Source organism: Cytobacillus sp. QJM3NY_8 (genome assembly GCF_056173585.1).
The window spans coordinates 3946897-3969351 of sequence record NZ_CM149681.1 but is presented as its reverse complement, the minus strand read 5'-3'; the positions used below and the strand labels follow the sequence as shown (position 1 = coordinate 3969351).

General features: G+C 42.5%; 19 protein-coding genes. 17 read left to right on the top strand and 2 right to left on the bottom strand.

What is annotated here, in order from left to right:
- Nucleotides 1-22 precede the first annotated feature (22 nt).
- Both spoIVB and spo0A read left to right on the top strand, forming a co-directional pair.
- Complete coding sequence (gene spoIVB / locus AC0VZ9_RS20435; protein ID WP_475397520.1) at nt 23-1312, top strand: SpoIVB peptidase; 1290 nt, start codon at nt 23-25, stop codon at nt 1310-1312.
- A gap of 367 nt (nt 1313-1679) precedes the next feature.
- A complete protein-coding gene (gene spo0A / locus AC0VZ9_RS20430; protein WP_019380201.1) occupies nt 1680-2468 on the top strand; it encodes a sporulation transcription factor Spo0A in 789 nt (262 codons plus the stop codon).
- Between the two features lie 132 nt (nt 2469-2600).
- Here the strand turns inward: spo0A and AC0VZ9_RS20425 are convergent, their stop codons facing one another.
- Both AC0VZ9_RS20425 and AC0VZ9_RS20420 read right to left on the bottom strand, forming a co-directional pair.
- A complete protein-coding gene (locus AC0VZ9_RS20425; RefSeq protein ID WP_009332885.1) occupies nt 2601-2741 on the bottom strand; it encodes a YycC family protein in 141 nt (46 codons plus the stop codon).
- A gap of 19 nt (nt 2742-2760) precedes the next feature.
- On the bottom strand, nt 2761-2997 hold the full coding sequence (locus tag AC0VZ9_RS20420) for a DUF2627 domain-containing protein (protein WP_019380202.1): 237 nt from the start codon (nt 2995-2997) through the stop codon (nt 2761-2763).
- 154 nt (nt 2998-3151) lie between these two features.
- Between AC0VZ9_RS20420 and AC0VZ9_RS20415 the strand changes: the two genes are divergently transcribed.
- From AC0VZ9_RS20415 to AC0VZ9_RS20345, 15 genes are all read left to right on the top strand, one after another.
- Entirely contained in the window at nt 3152-5218 is a 2067-nt protein-coding gene (locus AC0VZ9_RS20415) for a sigma-54 interaction domain-containing protein (RefSeq protein WP_019380203.1), read from the top strand.
- Between the two features lie 207 nt (nt 5219-5425).
- Nucleotides 5426-6328, top strand: coding sequence for a phosphate butyryltransferase (gene yqiS, locus AC0VZ9_RS20410; protein WP_009332882.1), 903 nt, complete (start codon nt 5426-5428; stop codon nt 6326-6328).
- 112 nt (nt 6329-6440) lie between these two features.
- Nucleotides 6441-7535, top strand: coding sequence for a branched-chain amino acid dehydrogenase (bcd, locus tag AC0VZ9_RS20405; RefSeq protein WP_009332881.1), 1095 nt, complete (start codon nt 6441-6443; stop codon nt 7533-7535).
- 163 nt (nt 7536-7698) lie between these two features.
- Nucleotides 7699-8808, top strand: a complete 1110-nt coding sequence (gene buk / locus AC0VZ9_RS20400; RefSeq protein WP_009332880.1) for a butyrate kinase — start codon at nt 7699-7701, stop codon at nt 8806-8808.
- Nucleotides 8809-8822: 14 nt separating this feature from the next.
- On the top strand, nt 8823-10244 hold the full coding sequence (gene lpdA, locus AC0VZ9_RS20395) for a dihydrolipoyl dehydrogenase (protein ID WP_009332879.1): 1422 nt from the start codon (nt 8823-8825) through the stop codon (nt 10242-10244).
- A 79-nt stretch (nt 10245-10323) separates the two neighbouring features.
- A complete protein-coding gene (locus tag AC0VZ9_RS20390; protein ID WP_009332878.1) occupies nt 10324-11319 on the top strand; it encodes a thiamine pyrophosphate-dependent dehydrogenase E1 component subunit alpha in 996 nt (331 codons plus the stop codon).
- A 12-nt stretch (nt 11320-11331) separates the two neighbouring features.
- Nucleotides 11332-12315, top strand: a complete 984-nt coding sequence (locus AC0VZ9_RS20385) for an alpha-ketoacid dehydrogenase subunit beta (protein ID WP_475396669.1) — start codon at nt 11332-11334, stop codon at nt 12313-12315.
- A 124-nt stretch (nt 12316-12439) separates the two neighbouring features.
- On the top strand, nt 12440-13759 hold the full coding sequence (locus AC0VZ9_RS20380; RefSeq protein WP_019380205.1) for a dihydrolipoamide acetyltransferase family protein: 1320 nt from the start codon (nt 12440-12442) through the stop codon (nt 13757-13759).
- Nucleotides 13760-13958: 199 nt separating this feature from the next.
- Nucleotides 13959-15821, top strand: coding sequence for a methylmalonyl-CoA mutase family protein (locus AC0VZ9_RS20375; protein ID WP_475396668.1), 1863 nt, complete (start codon nt 13959-13961; stop codon nt 15819-15821).
- Nucleotides 15811-18003 (top strand): methylmalonyl-CoA mutase, encoded by a 2193-nt coding sequence (gene scpA / locus AC0VZ9_RS20370; RefSeq protein WP_009332874.1) that lies wholly within the window; start codon nt 15811-15813, stop codon nt 18001-18003. The genes AC0VZ9_RS20375 and scpA overlap by 11 nt, the downstream gene beginning before the upstream one ends.
- On the top strand, nt 18004-19119 hold the full coding sequence (meaB, locus tag AC0VZ9_RS20365) for a methylmalonyl Co-A mutase-associated GTPase MeaB (protein ID WP_009332873.1): 1116 nt from the start codon (nt 18004-18006) through the stop codon (nt 19117-19119).
- A gap of 232 nt (nt 19120-19351) precedes the next feature.
- A complete protein-coding gene (locus AC0VZ9_RS20360) occupies nt 19352-19789 on the top strand; it encodes a BrxA/BrxB family bacilliredoxin (RefSeq protein ID WP_009332872.1) in 438 nt (145 codons plus the stop codon).
- Between the two features lie 325 nt (nt 19790-20114).
- Nucleotides 20115-20906, top strand: a complete 792-nt coding sequence (locus AC0VZ9_RS20355; RefSeq protein ID WP_009332871.1) for a transporter substrate-binding domain-containing protein — start codon at nt 20115-20117, stop codon at nt 20904-20906.
- Between the two features lie 97 nt (nt 20907-21003).
- Entirely contained in the window at nt 21004-21663 is a 660-nt protein-coding gene (locus AC0VZ9_RS20350; RefSeq protein ID WP_009332870.1) for an amino acid ABC transporter permease, read from the top strand.
- Nucleotides 21656-22378, top strand: a complete 723-nt coding sequence (locus AC0VZ9_RS20345) for an amino acid ABC transporter ATP-binding protein (protein ID WP_217026204.1) — start codon at nt 21656-21658, stop codon at nt 22376-22378. Before AC0VZ9_RS20350 ends, AC0VZ9_RS20345 begins: the two co-directional genes overlap by 8 nt.
- Nucleotides 22379-22455 lie beyond the last annotated feature (77 nt).

Below are 22455 nucleotides of genomic sequence, written 5' to 3'. Positions count from 1 at the left end.
AGAAGCGAGGAGAGTGAAAAATTTGACATATGATGTTTTACGCAAAATAATTGGTGGAATTCTCCTTGTTTCATTAATTGCTTTAGGTTTTTCCAAGCCTGTTCAGGAATATTTGCAAGTACCTGCAAATATTACTCTTTTTGAAGGGCAGCAGTTAGACATTGCAAAGGCAGAAGCAGTGTCGTCCGGACTGTCCATAGATAATACAAGTGTTTCACTTGAAGAAGATAACCATTCGATTTCGCTTCATGCAAAAGAAAATGGAAAAAATGAAATGCTTCTCGAACTGGCAGGTTTTCCGATAAAGAAAGTTGATGTTAACGTCTTAAAAGATTTTAAAGTTATTCCAGGAGGCCAATCGATTGGGGTTAAACTGAATACAGTAGGCGTGTTAGTAGTTGGACACCATCAGGTTAATACAGCTGAAGGAAAAGCTTCGCCTGGCGAAACGGCCGGCATAAAAATTGGAGATATCATTACAGAAATCAATGGAACGAAAATAGAAAAAATGTCAGATGTTGCTCCCTTTGTTCAAGAAGCTGGCAAAAGCGGCAATCCGCTCCAAATTATCGTAAGCCGTGAAAGCGGAAAGGTGAAAACAGAGCTGACACCCTTGAAAGAAAACGGGGAAGAAACCTATAAGCTTGGATTATATATACGTGACTCTGCAGCAGGTATTGGGACGATGACCTTCTATCACCCGGAATCGAAAAAATATGGAGCACTCGGCCATGTTATTTCCGATATGGATACAAAGAAGCCAATTGTGGTTGAAGACGGGCAAATTGTCCGATCAACTGTTACTTCAATTGAAAAAGGAAGCAATGGCAATCCTGGTGAAAAACTTGCACGATTTTCTTCAGATAAAGAAATAATCGGGAATATTGTCAGAAATAGTCCATTCGGAATATTTGGGGAATTAAACCGGGATATGAAGAACGGAATTTTTGACAAACCGATGCCTATAGCCTTATCTCATCAAGTCAAAGAGGGCGCTGCCCAAATTTTAACTGTGGTCGACAATGACGAAGTACAATTGTTCGATATTGAAATTGTCAGTACGATTCCGCAGAAGTTTCCGGCAACAAAAGGAATGGTCATAAAAGTGACGGATCAGAAGCTGCTTGATAAAACAGGCGGCATAGTCCAGGGGATGAGCGGAAGCCCGATTATCCAGGATGGCAGGATTATTGGAGCAGTGACCCATGTATTTGTAAACGACCCTACTTCAGGATATGGTGTTCATATTGAATGGATGTTAAATGAAGCAGGTATTGATATATATGAAAAAGCTGAAGAAAAAGCATCCTAATACTGAATGGATCTTAAAAAAGGCGGGTTAAACCCGTCTTTTTTTTACTGCTCTTGCAGTGAAAAAACAGGCCGCATTATAGGCTAAACAAAAACTATGAGTAAAATAGTTATGTTAAAATGAAAATAAAGAATTTTCGACAAAGAAACACGGATTGTAAAGAGTATGACGAAATCGGTCGAAAACAGAAGAAAACAAAAGAATAAATGAGGTTTAGTTGGTTTTTTAAGAAAATTTCAAAAAAGTAGAGGAATTTTTGTTGCATTGTCGAATTTCTCATTTAGAATAGAAAATAGATATCAAAAAGAGCATGTTCGAAAATGAACATTTATTAAAGAGACCATAATTGGACCGAGGAGGAAAGTAAGTGAAGAAAATAAAAGTTTGTGTTGTGGATGATAATAGGGAACTGGTCGGGCTTTTAGAGGAATATATATCTTCTCAGGAAGACATGGAAGTTGCCGGTGTGGCACATAATGGACAGGATTGCCTCGAAATATTAGAGCATACACAGCCCGACGTTCTTGTATTGGATATCATCATGCCTCACTTGGATGGACTTGCTGTACTCGAAAAAATGAGAGATTTAAATTTGAAAACACTCCCTAATGTAATCATGCTCACTGCATTCGGACAGGAGGATGTTACCAAGAAGGCAGTGGATTTGGGAGCCTCATACTTTATCCTTAAACCATTTGACATGGACAATTTGGCAAGTCATATACGCCAAGTCAGCGGAAAATCGAATTCATTTCTCCGCAAACCCGCTCAATCTTACCGTCCTCAGGGAGAAGCAAAGCCTAAGAACCTGGATGCCAGCATCACCAGCATCATTCATGAAATTGGCGTTCCTGCCCATATTAAAGGATACTTATATCTCCGTGAAGCCATTTCAATGGTATACAACGATATAGAACTTCTCGGTTCCATTACAAAAGTGCTGTACCCTGATATTGCTAAGAAGTTTAATACTACTGCAAGCCGTGTGGAGCGTGCAATCCGCCATGCGATTGAAGTTGCGTGGAGCCGCGGTAATATTGATTCCATTTCCTCTCTTTTTGGGTATACAGTCAGCATGACAAAAGCAAAGCCAACCAACTCGGAATTCATTGCAATGGTTGCAGATAAGCTGCGTCTGGAGCACAAAGCTTCTTGAAAGGGTAAGGACTTATAACAAAATCATTTATTTTTTATGCTGCGCTCCTTATGGGGCGTTTTTTTATTGTCCTCAAAATTCAGCGGAAACAAAAAAGTTCAGTTTGAAATTTTTCAAACTGAACTTATTAATTTATTTCTTTTCTTCATTCTCAAGCTCCATCATCTTTTGAATCAAAATGTGCTGAGGCATGTGCATGATTTGCTCAAGAGGAAGATTTAGTTTTTCAGCAAGCTTTAATGCTGTTTCCGGTGATAACTGCAGCGGCTTCACTTTTTATCCCCCCACTAACTTATTTGGTTTTAAATCGTTCCTGAACTTTGTTTCTCTTTCGATCGCGATAAAGAATAAATCCTGCGATAAAGCCAAGACCTATGATTAAAAAAAGGAAACCTGAAACAAATTGAAGCCATAAATATGGAAATGGGCTTTGCAGGATGCCAAAGACCATATCTCTCATTAATTTTATCCCATAGACAGCCAATATGCCTGGCAGGAGTAAAATTAATAAAGCAATTAGTCTAATCATAAAAAAATTCCCTTCAAATCGAATTACCTACCGAAATCATAAATCATTAAATAAATTTGTCAAGTACCGCTGCTGTGCTAAAATAAATTCATGAAGAATGTTGCACGGAATAATGTCAAGCGTGCAAGAATTTTCAATGAAAGCAGGTAGAAAAATGCAAACAGTAATGATTGTCGGTGCAGGTAAAGGCGGTACGGCCATCCTTAAAATTATAAAGGAAACGGCTGTTCTGGATGTAAAAGCTATGGTGGACATTAATCCGGGTGCTGAAGGACTTCGGATTGCCAAAGAAAGCGGCATCCCGATTGGCACTGATTGGCGTTATTTTATGGATCAGGATATTGATATCATTATTGAAGTTACCGGAAATGAACAGGTGTTTATCGACATCAGGGAAGCCAGGAGCAAAAATACGGTCCTGATTCCTGGAAGTGTAGCTTTCTTAATCGCGAAATTACTTGAAGAAAAGGAAGAACTGATTTCAAAATTCAGAAATGAAACGTATAAGCATGATTTGATTTTTAATTCGACTGATGACGGTATGATTGTAATCAACAACTTTAGTGAGATTACAGTCTTTAATCGAAGTGCGGAGAGAATGACAGGAATTAAGAGGAAAGACGCTTTAGGGAAAAAAATTAATGAAGTCATTACAGACAGCATGCTTCCCAGAGTTATGGCAACAAGGAGAATTGAAGCGAATCAGGAAATGACTTTGGCAAATGGCCTGAAAATTATTACGACAAGAATACCGATGCTTGGAGAAAATAACGAATTAATGGGTGCGTTTGCTGTTTTTAAGGATATAACAGAAGTAGTCTCGCTTGCGGAAGAAATTACGAATTTGAAAGAGATACAGACAATGCTTCAGGCGATTATTCAATCAAGTGAAGAAGCCATTTCTGTGGTTGATGAAAATGGGAAAGGGATTTTGATCAATCCGGCATATTCGAGGCTAACAGGCCTGGAAGAAGAAAAAGTGATCGGGAAGCCTGCCACAGCTGATATTTCCGAAGGTGAAAGTGTGCATATGAAGGTTCTTCAAACGAGAAGGGCAATGAGAGGTGTGGCCATGAGGGTCGGACCGAAAAGAAAGGATGTTATTGTAAATGTTGCGCCTGTCATTGTTGATGGAAAGTTAAAAGGAAGTGTGGGAGTTATTCACGACGTATCGGAAATTCAGAATCTGAATCGTGAATTAAGCCGGGCAAGACAGATTATCCGTACATTGGAAGCGAAATATTCATTCGAGGATATTATTGGATCATCTGAAGAGATGAAGCTTGCAATTGAACAGGCAAGACTCGGGGCTAAAACTCCAGCTACCGTTTTGCTAAGAGGAGAGTCAGGGACAGGCAAAGAATTGTTCGCCCACGCTATACATAATGCCAGCGACCGAAAATATAACAAGTTTATCAGGGTTAATTGCGCAGCATTATCAGAGTCTCTTCTGGAAAGCGAATTATTTGGTTATGAAGAGGGGGCGTTCTCAGGAGCAAAAAGAGGCGGCAAACGGGGTTTGTTTGAGGAAGCTGATAAAGGCAGTATCTTTCTGGATGAAATTGGCGAGCTGACAGCTAACACTCAGGCGAAACTGCTCAGGGTTCTTCAAGAACATGAAATTACAAGAGTGGGAGGGACCAAGCCCATTTCAATAGATGTTCGAGTTATTGCTGCGACCAATGTGAATTTAGAAAAAGGAATTGCAGACGGCACTTTCAGGGAAGACTTATACTACAGGCTGAATCGAATGCCTATACATATTCCTTCATTAAGACGCAGAAAGGAGGATATTCCTCTTCTATGCAGCAGGCTTATTCAAAAGATCAACCAGGAATATGGACGGAATGTAGAAGGTGTAACAGAACAAGCAGTTAATAAACTAATGGCCTATGATTGGCCGGGAAATGTGAGAGAACTTGATAATATCCTCGGCAGAGCCATTATTTTTATGAATTACAACGAAACAGATATAGAGGAAAGGCATATTCCGGATTTGATAGGTGCCAATAAGCCGTCTCCAAGTGTTGAAACAAGTGAAGGAGCACAAACTAAAACATTAACTCAGCTGGTAGAGCAATATGAGGCAAAAATGATCAGACAAACACTTCACAAGCTGGATGGAAATAAAACCAAGACTGCTAAATCGCTTGGACTCTCTGTCAGGAATCTTTACTATAAATTGGAGAAATACGATATTGCAAAAGATGGCATGCAATAAATTTCACAGTGTGCAATTAATTGCGCACTTTAACTCAGTGAATAAAGCGTTTTCACAGTAATTTTAAGTTGGCACACTTCTTGCAAGTATAATAAACGGATGGACATCAAGAAAAAGGCGCCGGTAATTGTCTAGCACAATCAGCCTGCCCCGCGAGGTGCCGTGGGAGGGCGAGGCGCGCGCTTTTCTAGTAAGGGGGTTGAACAGATGAAATTGGATTCGCTTCTAACGAAAGCAACCCAATATGGTGAGAAAACAGTAGCCGTAGCCGCAGCGGAAGACGAAGAAGTTCTCGAAGCAGTTGCTGAAGCAATTAAGCTGAACTTAGCAAGCTTTTTATTATTTGGGGATCAAGTAAAAATCCGCGAAATCATAAATCGGAACCATAGCGCAGCAGCTGAAAGCCCTAAGCTTGAAATCCTTCATGCAGAATCGCCTGCATATGCTGCAGAATTGGCAGTAAGGGCTGTAAAAGAGCAGAAAGCCAATGTGCTGATGAAGGGAAATATCCCGACGGCAGGTATTTTAAAAGCTGTCTTAAATAAAGAATTCGGCTTAAGAACAGGAAATGTTTTATCACATGTGGCGGTATTTGAGGTTCCAGGTTTTGAACGATTTACGATTGTCACTGATGCAGCAATGAATATTGCACCGGACCTCAATCAAAAAGCACAAATCCTGAAAAATGCAGTTGAAATTGCAAGGAGCATAGGAATAGAAAAGCCTCTTGCAGCCCCGATTGCTGCAGTAGAGGTTGTTAATCCTGCTATGCAGGCAACTCTGGATGCCTCAGCATTAACTCTTATGAACCAAAGGGGCCAGATAAAAGATTGTCTTGTCGACGGTCCCCTGGCTTTGGATAATGCAATTTCTTTTGAAGCGGCTGAACATAAGGGGATCAAAAGTGAAGTTGCCGGACAGGCAGATATTTTATTGGTGCCGACTATAGAAGTTGGGAATACTTTATATAAATCACTTGTCTACTTTGCGAAAGCAAAAGTAGGAGCTGTTATCGCAGGTGCCAAAGCGCCGATCGTTCTTACTTCAAGAGCAGATTCGGCAGAAAGCAAGGTTTATTCCCTTGCTTTAGCGATATGCTCAGCAAAGTAATGGGCTCTGAAAGAAAGAAATTAATTCATTCAGTATTTTATAAATCGTAAATTAAATTTTTTTTAACAAAACGAACATATTACTTTTAAAGAATCCGGGGAGGAATTATAACATGGAAATCTTCAAATACCTAGAAACTTATGATTACGAACAAGTGGTGTTTTGCCAGGACAAACAATCAGGATTAAAAGCTATTATTGCTATTCATGATACCACTTTAGGCCCAGCACTAGGCGGTACACGCATGTGGACTTATGAATCTGAAGAAGCTGCTATTGAGGATGCATTGCGTCTTGCACGCGGCATGACATATAAGAATGCAGCAGCTGGTTTAAATCTTGGAGGCGGTAAAACAGTTATTATCGGCGATCCGCGCAAAGATAAAAACGAAGAAATGTTCCGTGCATTCGGACGCTATATCCAAGGTTTAAATGGACGTTACATTACTGCTGAGGACGTGGGTACTACAGTAGCTGATATGGACCTGATTCATGAGGAAACAGACTATGTAACAGGAATTTCACCTGCGTTCGGCTCTTCCGGCAACCCTTCACCAGTTACAGCTTATGGCGTATACAGAGGTATGAAGGCTGCAGCAAAAGCGGCATTCGGAACTGATTCTCTTGAAGGCAAAACAATTGCTGTTCAAGGTGTTGGAAACGTTGCGTTCAATCTTTGCCGCCATCTGCATGAAGAAGGTGCACAGCTGATTGTTACGGATATTAATAAAGAAGCAGTTCAGCGTGCAGTTGAAGAGTTCGGTGCTAAAGCAGTTGAACCAAATGAAATTTATGGAGTTGAATGTGATATTTATGCTCCTTGTGCTTTAGGTGCGACAGTTAATGATGATACAATCCCGCAGCTGAAAGCAAAAGTAATCGCTGGAGCTGCCAACAACCAGCTTAAAGAAACACGCCACGGTGATTTAATTCATGAGATGGGCATCGTTTATGCTCCTGACTATGTAATTAATGCAGGCGGAGTTATTAATGTTGCGGATGAGCTGTACGGATACAACCGTGAACGAGCAATGAAAAAAGTTGAAACTGTATACAATAATATTGAAAAAGTTATTGAGATTGCTAAAAGGGATGGAATTCCGACATATAAAGCGGCTGACCGCATGGTTGAGGAAAGAATTGAAAGAATGCGTAATTCACGCGGACAATTCCTCCAAAATGGCCATCATATTCTAAGCCGCAGATAAGCTTTAGGGAGGAGTAACTTTCCTGAAATGCAAAGCGCTGAATGGAATATTCAGCGTCTTTGCCTTTAAAAACAGAGTAGAAAAAATGCAGCGGCAGTTAATAGTACCTGAGTAAGAGTATACTTTTACAAGGGAGATTTCCGCTCTTTATGGAGGTTTAAACGTGCTAGAACAAGAACATCGAATTCTCGTCATCAATCCGGGATCCACTTCAACTAAGATTGGAGTTTTCGATAATGAGATCTCTGTCCTGGAGAAGACATTGCGCCATGATGCAGATGTCATTAACTCTTATGAAAGTATTATCGATCAATATGAATTCCGAAAGCAGACCATTCTGGAAACATTGGATCACGAAGGAATCAATATCTCCAAATTAAGTGCAGTGTGCGGCCGCGGGGGGCTGCTGCGACCGATTGAAGGAGGCACATATTCAGTTAATGATGCAATGCTAGAGGATCTTCGTGCCGGTTTTGCTGGTCAGCATGCTTCAAACCTTGGCGGAATACTGGCATATGAGATTGCTTCTGGTTTAAATATTCCTTCGTTCATTGTCGATCCGGTGGTGGTAGATGAATTGGATCCAATTGCCCGAATTTCAGGCTTTTCAATGATAGAAAGAAAAAGTATTTTCCATGCCTTGAATCAGAAAGCTGTTGCCCGGAGAGTAGCCAAAGAACTTGGCAAAAAGTACGGGGAGCTTAACCTAATCGTTACGCATATGGGCGGAGGTATAACTGTAGGTGCTCATAAAAAAGGCAGAGTGGTGGATGTTAATAACGGACTTCATGGAGACGGGCCATTCAGTCCGGAACGGGCAGGTACAGTACCTGCCGGTGATTTGGTGGGACTTTGCTACTCCGGAAGCTTTTATCGTGAAGAAGTGATGAAAAAGCTTGTTGGACAAGGCGGTCTCGTTGGTTACCTGGGAACAAATGATGCAGTAAAGGTTGAAAAGATGATTGAAAGCGGAGATGAGAAAGCAAAGCTTGTCTACTCCGCAATGGCTTATCAGGTGGCTAAGGAAATCGGATCTGCCAGTGCAGTGCTTGGCGGAAAGGTTGATGCCATCATCCTTACAGGGGGTCTTGCCTATGGCAAGGACTTTGTAAACGAAATCAGTGAACGGATTAACTGGATTGCAGATGTCATCGTGCAGCCTGGTGAAAATGAACTGCAGGCACTCGCTGAAGGCGCTCTTCGTGTCCTCCGCGGTGAAGAGACTGAAAAAGAATATCCTGGAAAAAAAGCTGACAAAGCAGCGTTGAAATAGAAGGGGGAAGCAATTTGGCACAGGAATATGATTTGGTGATTTTAGGCGGAGGCACAGGCGGCTATGTAGCTGCCATCCGTGCTTCACAGCTTGGTTTAAAAACGGCAATCGTTGAAAAAGGAAAACTTGGAGGGACTTGCCTTCATAAAGGCTGTATACCAAGCAAGGCTTTATTAAGAAGTGCTGAAGTGTTTGCTACCGCAAAGCACAGTGAAGATTTTGGCGTAGTGACAAGTGATGTATCCATCAATTTCAATAAGGTACAGGAAAGAAAAAATAAAATCGTTGATCAGCTTCATAAAGGTGTTCAGCACTTGATGAAGCAAGGCAAGATTGATGTATTCGAAGGAACAGGCCGCATACTTGGACCATCTATTTTCTCTCCGATGCCGGGCACAATTTCTGTTGAAATGAACAATGGGGACGAAAATGAAATGCTGATCCCTAAAAATGTTATTGTAGCAACTGGATCACGTCCTCGTACTCTGCCAGGATTGGACATTGATGGACAACTTGTAATGACTTCGGATGAGGCTTTAGCTTTGGAAGAAGTGCCAAGCTCCATTATAATTGTTGGCGGTGGAGTCATCGGCATCGAATGGGCATCTATGTTATCAGACTTTGGTGCTGAGGTAACAGTAATCGAATATGCTGACCGCATTATACCTACGGAAGATAAAGAAATTTCAAAAGAAATGCAGCGCCTTATGAAGAAAAAGGGAGTCAAAATTGTAACAGGAGCAAAAGTGCTTCCTGAAACCCTTCAGAAAGGCGACGGAGTTACGATTTCAGCTGAAGTGAAAGGATCTCAGCAGGAATTCTCCGCCGAGAAATTGCTTGTTTCAGTGGGACGTCAGGCAAATACAGAGGGTATTGGCATTGAAAATACTGACATTCAGATAGAAAAGGGATTTATTTTAGCAAATGAATACTTCCAGACAAAGGAATCCCATATTTATGCGATTGGTGACGTCATTGGCGGCCTTCAGCTGGCTCATGTTGCTTCTCATGAAGGAATCGTAGCCGTTGAGCACATTGCCGGCAAGAATCCTTCTCCAATTGACTATAGCCTGGTTTCTAAATGCATTTACAGTTCACCTGAAGCGGCAAGTGTAGGATTAACAGAGGATGAAGCAAAAGAAAAAGGCCATAATGTCAAAACGGGCAAGTTCTCATTCCGGGCAATCGGAAAGGCACTGGTATTTGGTGAATCCGACGGTTTTGTGAAAATTGTGGCAGATAAGGATACCGATGATATCCTGGGTGTCCATATGATAGGCCCGCACGTTACAGACATGATCTCAGAAGCAGGTCTGGCCCGTGTTCTTGATGCAACTCCATGGGAAGTAGCACATACAATCCATCCTCATCCGACGTTATCTGAAGCAATCGGTGAAGCTGCCCTTGCAGTTGATGGAAAAGCTATCCACGGATAAAGTTCCAATTGAATAAACAGAAAAGTCCAGGCTTCTTTTGGGAGCCCGGTGATACATATTAGCTTAGGAGGTTGTATAAATGGCTGAAAACCGACATAAAGATTTAGGTTTAAGTGATGAGAAAGTTCTTGAAATGTATGAGACGATGCTATTAGCTCGCCGTATTGATGAGCGTATGTGGCTTTTAAACCGCGCGGGAAAAATCCCTTTCGTTATTTCTTGCCAGGGACAGGAAGCTGCTCAGGTAGGTGCTGCATTTGCACTTGATCGCGAGAAGGATTATGTCCTGCCATATTATCGCGACATGGGAGTAGTCCTTACGTTCGGCATGACAGCCAAGGAATTAATGCTGTCAGGGTTTGCTAAAGCCGAAGATCCAAATTCAGGCGGCCGCCAAATGCCAGGACATTTCGGTCAAAAGAAAAACCGAATCGTAACGGGCTCTTCACCTGTTACTACACAGGTGCCTCATGCTGTTGGAGTTGCTCTTGGCGGAAAGCTGGAAGGAAAAGATCTGGTAACCTTTGTAACTTTTGGTGAAGGTTCTTCAAACCAGGGGGACTTCCATGAAGGTGCGAACTTTGCAGGTGTTCATAAGCTCCCTGTTATCTTTATGTGTGAGAATAATAAATATGCAATCTCTGTACCGATTGAAAAACAGCTTGCTTGCGAAAACGTATCTGACAGAGCTATCGGCTACGGTATGCCAGGTATAACAGTTGATGGAAACGATCCGCTTGAAGTCTATAAAGCTGTGAAAGAAGCAGCGGACAGAGGCCGCCGCGGAGAAGGGCCGACATTGGTCGAAACCATTTCATACCGTTTAACACCACACTCATCTGATGATGATGACCGAAGCTACCGTGCTCCTGATGAAGTGGCTGAAGCGAAAACAAAAGATCCGATTATTACTTTTGGCGCATACCTGAAAGAAAATGGTGTAATGGATGATGCGATTGAAAAGGAAATTAATGACCGGATTATGAAATTGGTAAACGAAGCAACTGATTATGCTGAAAACGCTCCATATGCAGAAGCGGAATCTGCTTTAAAGCATGTCTATGCTGAACAGTAAGGGGGAGAGAATATGGCTGTAATTTCTTATATCGATGCGGTAACTATGGCAATCCGCGAGGAAATGGAAAGAGATTCAAAGGTATTTGTTTTAGGTGAAGACGTAGGTAAAAAAGGTGGCGTGTTTAAAGCGACACAAGGACTGTATGATAAATTTGGCGAAGACCGTGTAATTGATACTCCGCTTGCTGAATCAGCAATTGCAGGGGTTGGAATCGGTGCAGCGATGTATGGAATGCGCCCGATTGCTGAAATGCAATTTGCCGACTTTATAATGCCGGCGGTTAACCAGATTATTTCTGAGGCAGCACGCATCCGCTATCGTTCCAACAATGACTGGAGCTGTCCGATCGTTGTTCGTGCACCATATGGCGGCGGTGTTCATGGAGCACTATACCATTCCCAATCTGTCGAAGCAGTATTTGCGAATCAGCCGGGACTTAAGATTGTTATGCCTTCTACGCCTTATGATGTTAAGGGATTATTGAAAGCGGCAATCCGTGACGAGGATCCTGTACTGTTCTTTGAGCATAAGCGTGCATATCGCCTGATTAAGGGTGAGGTTCCTGATGATGATTATGTGCTGCCAATCGGAAAAGCGGATGTAAAACGCGAGGGTGAAGATATCACTGTGATCACTTATGGCCTATGCGTTCATTTCGCTCTGCAGGCTGCTGAAAGACTTGCCAAAGATGGCATCTCAGCGCATATCCTTGATTTAAGGACGGTATATCCGTTAGATAAAGAAGCAATTATCGAAGCTGCGACAAAAACAGGAAAAGTGCTTCTTCTTACTGAAGATAATAAAGAAGGCAGCATTATGAGCGAAGTTTCTGCCATTATTGCAGAGAACTGCCTGTTTGAATTGGATGCACTAATCAAACGCGTTGCCGGTCCTGACGTGCCAGCAATGCCTTACGCCCCGACTATGGAAAAATACTTTATGGTTAACCCTGATAAAGTAGAAAAAGCAATGCGCGAATTGGCTGAATTTTAATAAAGGCATTAGTTAATAAAAATGGAAAGAGCAGATGGTGCAGCTTTCCGGCTGGAATTCATACCGGATCAGCTGTACTAGCTGCATGACCCGCAAATGCGGGCAGCTAGAAGGAGGTTACCCAATGGCTATTGAGCAAATTAAAATGCCCCAGCTTGGGGAAAGTGTTACTGAAGGGACAATCAGCAAATGGCTGGTTTCCGTTGGAGATAAAGTAAATAAATATGATCCGCTTGCTGAAGTAATGACTGATAAAGTAAATGCTGAGGTCCCATCCTCTTTCTCTGGTGTAATCAAAGAGTTGGTTGCAGAAGAGGGAGAAACTTATGAAGTTGGCCAGGTTATTCTGACAATTGAAACTGAAGGCGGCGGAGAAGCAGCTCAGGAAGCCCCATCAGAATCTAAAGCAGAGGACAAAGCTGAAGCTGCACCTTCAGGTGTGGCGCCTTCTGCACCAGCGGCACCTATTTCGGCAGATGCTCCAAAAGGAGTCCGCTATTCACCTGCCGTCTTAAAGCTTTCTCAAGAGCATGGCATTGACTTAAACCAGGTGACAGGTACAGGCGGAGGCGGACGCATTACGCGTAAAGACCTTATGAAAATCATTGAGTCCGGAGATATTCCTACAGCGGCAGCTGCTGCATCAGCACCAGCACCGGAAAAGACAGAGGCACCGGCTCCAGCACCTTCCCAGCCTGCACAGAAACAGGCAGCGCCAGCACCTAATGTTCCAGTAATGCCGGGTGATGTTGAAATCCCTGTTACTGGAGTGCGTAAAGCGATTGCAGCCAATATGCTTCGCAGCAAACATGAAGCACCACATGCCTGGACAATGATGGAAGTAGATGTTACAAATCTTGTTGAATACCGTAACAGCATTAAAGGTGAGTTTAAGCAAAAAGAGGGCTTCAACCTTACGTTCTTTGCTTTCTTCGTGAAAGCTGTTGCGCAGGCCCTTAAAGAATTCCCGCAGATTAATTCTATGTGGGCAGGTGATAAGATTATCCAGAAGAAGGATATCAACATCTCCATTGCAGTTGCAACAGATGACGCGTTATTCGTTCCGGTCATCAAAGCAGCTGATGAAAAAACGATTAAGGGTATTGCCCGTGAAATCAATGATCTTGCCTTAAAAGTACGTACAGGTAAATTGACTTCCGCTGAAATGCAGGGTGGAACTTTCACTGTAAATAATACCGGTTCATTCGGGTCTGTCCAGTCAATGGGCATTATCAATTATCCTCAGGCTGCAATTCTTCAGGTTGAATCCATTGTGAAGCGTCCTGTAGTAATGAACAATGGCATGATTGCTGTCCGTGATATGGTTAACCTTTGTATGTCACTCGATCACCGTGTATTAGACGGCCTGGTTTGCGGCCGCTTCCTGCAGCGTGTGAAGGAAATTCTGGAGAACACTTCTAAAGAAAATACAACTATTTATTAGTAATTAAAATTGCCGTTGTCCTGCTTTGGGACAGCGGTTTCTTATTGTTCATTGCTTGTTTCTCTTTTGTATACTAAAATAGGTATATGGAGAATTTAGAATTTTATTATAATTTTCTTGCGGCATTGTTTCTTATAAGAAACGGGTCCGCTGCCGCATGAGGGGAGGGAACGCTGTCAGCTACAAGGACAGCAAATTTATGTCATTAAAGAAAATGATTGAAGAAAAATTCCCGCAGCAGACAAATGAAGATTGGGAACAAAGTGCGGAAAGAACTCTTAAAGGGAAATCCTTAGAAACATTATCACGAAATACATATGAAAACATAAAATTGAAACCGCTTTATTCCAGAGAAGACCTGGAAACAGGTGCATTATCACAGTATCCGGGCTTAGAAGATTTTAGAAGAGGTTCCTATGCAGCCGGATACCTGTCTGAAGAATGGAAGGTTGCACAGAAAATTAGTGCTTCCTCTTCCGAAGAGCTGTCAGATAAACTTCTTGCTGCCATCAAGACAGGGCAGACAGCTCTTGCGTTTGAGCCTGAACAGTTAAAAAATCCAGAGAAGATAAGCCTGTCTGTAGGCGAACTTTATGAAAGGTACCCTTTCAGTGTGGATGCCGGACGAAATCAGCATGTATTAATAGCAGGACTTGGAAAAGTAAAAGAAAGAGAAAAAGTCTCCGGATATGTTGCCGCAGATCCACTTGCTATTGCTGCTGCCGATACATTGAACGACCGCTCAATCGATGAACTATACGAAGCTTTGAATAAAACGATGAGTAATGCAGAAGAAAATCTGCCAAGCATGAAAACAATCATGGTGAATTCAGCGGTTTATCATAATAGCGGTGCAAATGCCGTCCAGGAACTTGCATTTTCTCTTGCAGCAGGAGTAAATCACCTGCAATATCTTCTTGATAAAGGCAAAGGCCTTGAACAAATATTATCTAAAATGGTCTTTAAGTTTGCTGTTGGCTCAAACTTTTTTATGGAAATTGCCAAGCTGCGTGCTGCAAGAGTATTATGGGGCAAAGTGGCGGAAGCATTCGGAGCTGGGGGTGACAGTAAAAAAATGGTCATTTCAGCAGAGACGTCCTTCTTTACAAAGTCTGCCTATGATTCCTATGTAAATATGCTGAGAGCGGGGAATGAAGCGTTCGCAGCAGTATTGGGAGGAATACAATACCTTCATGTCAGTCCATATAATGATCCGGAAAGAGCCAAATCTCCTTTTTCAGAACGGATTGCCCGCAATACTCAGTTGATTTTAAGGGAAGAGGCGCATTTACTAAAGGTCTCTGATCCAGCAGGCGGCTCCTGGTATATTGAGCATCTGACAAATGAACTGATTTCCAAATCATGGGGACTTTTCCTTGAGATAGAAGAGCTGGGAGGAATGAAGGATGCCCTTCAAACAGGATGGGTTCATGATCAGATTACCCAAATTCTTGAAAAGAAGAAGAAAGATGTTCATACAAGAAAACAAAGTATCATCGGAACGAATATATATGCAAATCTTGATGAAAAGCCGCTTCAGACAGAATTGGAAACCGTCCAGAACAGCAGGAGTGATCTCAAGATTATCCAGCAGGTTCGTCTTTCTGAGTCCTTCGAGGGTTTGCGGAATTTATCTGAAAGATTAAAAGGAAAGGGCATTCGTCCAGAAGCAGGTCTTATCTGTCTGGGAGCATTGAAAGACCATAAGGCGCGTGCTGATTTTATTTCAGGCTTCCTGGCTCCTGGCGGGGTTGAGGCAGTTAAAAGCGGTTCGGTATATAATCCTGAAGATGCTGAAGCATTTATTCAAAAAACAAATTGCAGGCATTATTTTATTTGCGGATCAAATGAACTATACGATAGCATAGCTGTACCTTTAATTAAACAATTGAAAGAAACTTTCCCGTCAGCTGAAATCTATTTAGCCGGCCTTCCCGAAGAGAGGAAAAAGGATGAATATCAGAACGCTGGCATCGGCGGATACATTCATGTAAAAAGCGATTGCTATGAAACTCTCTTAAATATGCTGAACGAGATGGAGGCGGCAAGCAATGGCCAATAAACCTGATTTTAAAAGCCTGGATATTCTTGAAGTAAAACAATCAGCCAAAGATGACTGGAAAAGAAAAGCAGAGGAAGAAATCGATTCATCCATTGATCAACTTCTCTTTGAAACAAATGAGCAAATAAATGTAAAGCCTCTGTACACAAATGAAGATCTTAGAGACATGGAGCACCTAAACGATAAGCCTGGACTGCCCCCTTATACAAGAGGGCCATATTCAACCATGTATGTGAACAGGCCATGGACTGTCCGGCAGTATGCCGGTTTTTCTACTGCAGAGGAAAGTAATGCCTTTTACCGGCGTAACCTTGCAATGGGTCAAAAAGGCTTATCAGTCGCTTTCGATCTGGCTACTCATAGAGGCTATGATTCAGATCATCCAAGAGTCGAGGGAGATGTCGGGAAAGCTGGCGTAGCCATTGATTCCATCCTGGATATGAAGATGCTGTTTGATGGGATACCTTTAGATCAAATGTCTGTATCCATGACGATGAATGGAGCGGTATTGCCTGTCATGGCTTTTTATATTGTTACAGCGGAAGAGCAGGGAGTAAGCCAGGAGAAACTTTCTGGAACGATCCAGAATGATATCCTAAAAGAATATATGGTGCGCAACACATATATATATCCTCCGGAAATGTCCATGAAGATCATTGCCGATATTTTTGAATATACTTCAAAATACATGCCTAAGTTCAATAGCATCAGTATTTCTGGCTATCATATGCAGGAAGCGGGGGCTCCTGCTGATATTGAACTTGCCTATACGCTGGCTGATGGTCTCGAATATGTAAGAACCGGCCTTAAAGCTGGAATCGATATCGACTCCTTTGCGCCAAGGCTCTCGTTTTTCTGGGCAATCGGCATGAATTACTTCATGGAAGTGGCAAAAATGCGCGCAGCCCGCTTCATTTGGGCAAAAATGATGAAGACCTTCGAGCCGGATAATCCCAAATCAATGGCGCTTAGAACGCATTCGCAAACTTCCGGCTGGAGCTTAACAGAGCAGGATCCGTTTAATAATGTAACAAGGACTCTCATTGAGGCGCATGCAGCTTCAATGGGCCATACACAATCCCTTCATACTAATGCGCTGGATGAAGCCATTGCATTGCCGACAGACTTTTCTGCCCGTATAGCCAGAAATACGCAGCTGTACCTTCAGGAAGAGACAGGGATCACGAATGTAATTGATCCATGGGGCGGCTCTTATTATGTTGAAGCTTTAACAGATCAGTTAATTAAGCGAGCCTGGGAGCATATTAAAGAAATCGAAAATCTTGGCGGAATGGCCAAAGCGATTGAGACAGGCTTGCCAAAAATGAGAATCGAAGAAGCGGCAGCCAGAAGGCAGGCACAAATTGATTCCGGAAAAGAAACCATTATTGGTGTGAATAAATACCGGCTGGAAAAAGAAGAGCCGATTGATATTCTTGACATTGACAACACGGCTGTCCGATTAAAGCAAATCGAGAAGCTGGAGCAGCTAAAGGCTTCCCGCGACAATGAGAAAGTTGCTGAAGCTTTGGCGGCTATTACAAAAGCTGCAGATACAGGGGAAGGCAATCTTCTTGAGCTAGCAGTAAATGCAGCCAGGGTTCGAGCCACTCTCGGGGAAATTTCTGAAGCGATTGAAAAAGTTGCCAACCGCCATAAAGCAATTATCCGTTCTATCAGCGGCGTGTACAGTTCTGCTTTTTCCAACGAAGAAGAAATTGCAGAAGTAAAGCAGATGACAGATGAATTTCTTGAAAATGAGGGAAGGAGACCGCGGATTCTGATTGCCAAGATGGGGCAGGATGGACATGACAGGGGAGCAAAAGTGATTTCAACAGCCTTTGCCGATCTCGGTTTTGATGTGGATATCGGCCCTCTTTTCCAGACACCGGAAGAAACAGCCATGCAGGCTGTAGAAAATGACGTTCATGTCATTGGGATCAGCTCACTTGCTGCCGGTCATAAGACTCTTCTGCCGCAGCTCGTTGCTGAACTGAAAAAATTGGATAGGGGAGATATTATTGTCGTAATTGGCGGGGTTATCCCTGCGCAGGATTATCAGTATTTATATGAGCATGGAGCATCTGCCATTTTTGGACCGGGCACAGTCATTCCAGTGGCAGCCCAAAAAGTCATCAGGGAGATCTACAGCCGTCTCGGGTATGAGGAAGTGACCCAGTAAATGACTGAGGATAAGAAACCGGAATGGTTTGATGAAGAAAAGGCAGATAATTTTACAAGCATTGTGCGCGGTGGTGTGGATACAGGCGAGCCGGAGCTGAAATTTGAGAAAAAAGGCAGGTTTCAAAAAAAATCTGCCTCCCTCCCTGATCTAAACGTTCTTGAAGAAGGCATTTTGAATGGCAGCAGAGGTCTGCTTGCCAGAGCGATCACTCTGATTGAAAGTAACGCTGAACATCATTTTCGCCATGCACAGGAAATCCTGCACAAACTTTTGCCCCATTCAGGACAATCGCTTAGGATTGGGATAACAGGAGTGCCGGGAGCAGGAAAGAGCACGTTCATTGAATCTTTTGGGACATACTTATGTGATTTAGGGTTAAAAGTAGCGGTGCTTGCGGTCGATCCGAGCTCCAGCTTGAGCGGCGGCAGCATCCTTGGCGATAAAACAAGGATGGAGCAGCTTTCCAGAAATCCCCGGGCATTCATAAGACCTTCACCTTCTGCAGGAAAATTGGGTGGAGTTCACCGGAAAACGAGAGAGACCATGCTGCTGTGTGAAGCGGCAGGCTTTGATGTTATTCTGGTTGAAACAGTTGGTGTGGGACAAAGTGAAGTCATTGTCAGGGACATGGTGGACTTTTTTATGCTATTAACGCTGACAGGGGCTGGCGATGAATTGCAGGGAATGAAAAAAGGCATTATGGAACTGGCTGATGCGGTAATTGTCAACAAAGCCGATGGAAGCAACAAAAAATTAGCGGAGAAAACAAAAGCAGAGTATAACCGTATACTTCACTTTCTCCAGCCTGCTACAAAGGGATGGCAAACCAGAGCCTACACCTGCTCTTCTGTTTTGAACGAGGGCATCCCTGAGATATGGAAAGTGATCAAAACGTTCGAAGATACTGCAAAATCTTCAGGTGTATTTGAGGAAAGAAGAAGACTCCAGACAAAACAATGGATCCATTCCATGATCCTGGATCAGCTTCAATTCAGCTTTTTTTATCATCCTGCCATTAAGCCGCTCCTTCCGAAAATCGAAAATGAGGTTATCTCAGGAAACAGGACGGTTACATCTGCAGTGGAAGAATTGTTTAATGTCTATTCGAAATGAAGCTGTCCTTCAACAGGGCAGCTTTTCCTGAAAAAAAAATGGCCAGTGCCTTGTGGGCACTGGCGAATCTAGGGAGTTTAGGGGTATGGATCTAGCTGTAGTTTTATCTTTCCCCCATAACCCAGATGCTAAACTTTTTTATTCAAAAAAATGACTTGATTGTAAATTTTGTTCTTGTATTGGTATTATGTATATAGTGAAAAAGATTAATCAGCATAAGGAGCGATGATCTATGAATATGGATTTCAATTTATTTATGAATGATGTTGTAAGGCAGGCACGCCAGGAAATCGTGCATGCCGGCTATACAGAATTAACTACACCGGAGGAAGTGGATGAAGCCCTTAATAAAAAAGGCACCACACTTGTAATGGTGAACTCAGTCTGCGGATGTGCAGGCGGAATTGCCCGCCCTGCGGCCATGCATTCTCTGCATTATGATAAGCGCCCTGACCATTTGGTTACTGTATTTGCCGGCCAGGACAAAGAAGCAACCGAAAAAGCAAGATCTTATTTTACCGGCTATCCGCCATCATCACCATCTTTTGCTCTTCTTAAAGACGGAGAATTATGCACGATGATCGAGCGCCATGAAATTGAAGGCCATGAGCCAATGGCTGTTGTTCAAAAACTGCAGGATACCTTTGAGAAATATTGCGAAGAGCTTTAAACAGGAAAAGCGGAAGCGCCTTGCTCGCGAAGGAACGCCACTTCCTCCCAAAAGCTGCCGCTTTCGGTCGTGCGATGTAAAGCTGTCGAAGTATTCCTTTTGGAACTAGATAGTTTTTCGACGTTCAAAGTTTTCTTTTTTATTTCTCCAGTAAAAGTCCCGAATTACGGGACTTTTTTTATGTCCATTTATCTGAATAATTAAACTTCTAATAAATATTTAAAAATCTTATTGCATAAATATAAAAATCTGTTAAAATTCATTTTAGTGAATATTTATTAATAGTTATGCAGAGATTATTCATATTTTATAGGGGGAAACTAAAATGAAAAAAGTCATCATGTTTGCTTTAAGCATACTTTTAGTTGGCGTATTAGCTGCATGCGGCACAAGTGAAGAAGCCAGCACTGGAAGCGGCTCAGGGGAAAACTCAGATAAAAAAGTATTAACTATGGGTACATCAGCTGATTATCCGCCATTTGAATATGTAGATTCCGCAAAAGGGGAAGAAATCATCGGTTTTGATGTGGATTTGGCCAAAGCGATCGCTGAAAAATTGGGTTATGAGATACAAGTGAAGGATATGGACTTTAACGGACTGATTCCTGCATTGGAAACTAACCAGGTCGATTTTGTTCTTTCGGGGATGACACCTACTGAAGAGCGCAAGCAAAACGTTGATTTCAGTGATGTATATTATACAGCCAGTCATATGATCGTTTCGAAAAAAGGAAGCGGAATTGAGTCATTGGAAGATTTGAACGGCAAAACTTTAGGTGTGCAGCTTGCCTCTATTCAGGCTGATAAAGCAGAAGAAATTGGTGAGACAGTTGATATGAAAGTAGAAAACCGCAACCGCATCCCTGAATTGATTCAGGAAATTATGGCAGACCGTTTTGATGCTGCCATGATTGAAGATATTGTTGCAAAAGGATACTTTGAAAAAAATGAAGATCTTGCCGGTTTTACGATCGAAGAAGCTGAAGCGGAGGCAGGTTCTGCCATGGCTTTTCCAAAAGGCAGCGAATTAACTGAGAAATTTAATGCAGAGCTTGTGAAGATGAAAGAAAACGGTGAATTGGAAGACCTGATCGTAAAATGGTTTGATAACAAATAATTCCGCTGGGAATTGGCGTCCAAGGCATATTTTCCTTTGGACGCTTTATTCTTCTTGGAAACTAGTAAACTATTTATAGAGAGAGGATGGAAAGATAGTGAATCTGGATTTTCAGCAGTTCGTTCCCTCCCTTCCATATATACTTAAAGGCATTGGCGTTACGCTACAAATAGTTTCTATGGCAGGCATATTGGGTTTTGTATTAGGCATTATTCTATCATTCTTTAAAATCAGCAGATTTAAAATTCTTGGGTGGATAGCAGATGCCTATACATCCGTTTTTAGAGGAACACCTCTTGTTCTTCAGCTGATGCTCATTTATTATGGATCGCCCCAGCTGATCGGGTATAAAATTGATCCGTCAACAGCTGCCGTCCTGTCATTTGGACTAAACTCAGCTGCCTATATTTCGGAGATTATCCGGGCAGGCATCCTGGCTGTTGATAAGGGCCAAAGTGAAGCGGCCATGGCTTTAGGTGTCCCATATAGGCCAGCCATGATGGATATTATTCTCCCGCAGGCGATGAAAAACATTTTGCCTGCTTTGATGAACGAGTTTATTACCCTTACAAAAGAATCTGCAATCGTAACGGTTATTGGGGTAACAGACGTGATGCGCCGGGCTTACATCGTGGGAGGCGAAAAGTTTTCCTACTTTGAACCAATACTGATTGCCGGGCTTATCTATTACATTATGGTAATGATCCTGACTGTGCTTGGAAAAGGGATTGAAAGGAGAATGAGACGCAGTGATTAAAGTGGAAAATTTGCATAAACATTTCGGTAACCTTGAAGTTCTTAAAGGAATTTCAACCAGTATTCAAGATGGCGAAGTAGTAGCTATTATTGGTCCATCCGGTTCCGGCAAGTCAACATTGCTGCGCTGCATCAATCTCCTGGAAGTGCCTACAGATGGCAGGATCATGATTAACGGGCAGGACATTACGGATAAGGGCACAAACATTATGAAAGTGCGCCAAGATGTGGGAATGGTTTTTCAGCATTTTCATTTATTTCCGCACAAAACGGTTCTTCAAAACCTGACCTATGCACCAATGAAGGTTAAGGGAGTTTCGAAATCTGAAGCTGAGAAAACAGGGCTCGAGCTTTTGGAGAAGGTCGGATTATCGGCCAAAGCCTACGAATATCCAAATCGGTTATCCGGGGGACAGAAGCAAAGGGTTGCGATTTCCAGAGCTCTTGCTATGAAACCTGATGTCATGCTGTTTGATGAGCCCACATCCGCTCTTGACCCGGAAATGGTGAAAGAAGTACTGGAAGTTATGAAAAATTTAGCCCATACAGGCATGACAATGGCGATTGTTACCCATGAAATGGGATTTGCCCGTGAAGTGGCAGACAGGGTGCTTTTCCTGGATGGCGGCGTGCTTGTAGAGGATTCTTCACCTAAAGAATTTTTTTCTAATCCTAAGAGTGAACGTGCAAGGGATTTCTTGCAAAAAATGCTATAATCGATATATGCTATGGGAGAAGATGGTCAAAAGGATCATCTTCTCTTTCACTTTTCTTAAAACAAACAGCCTTCTTT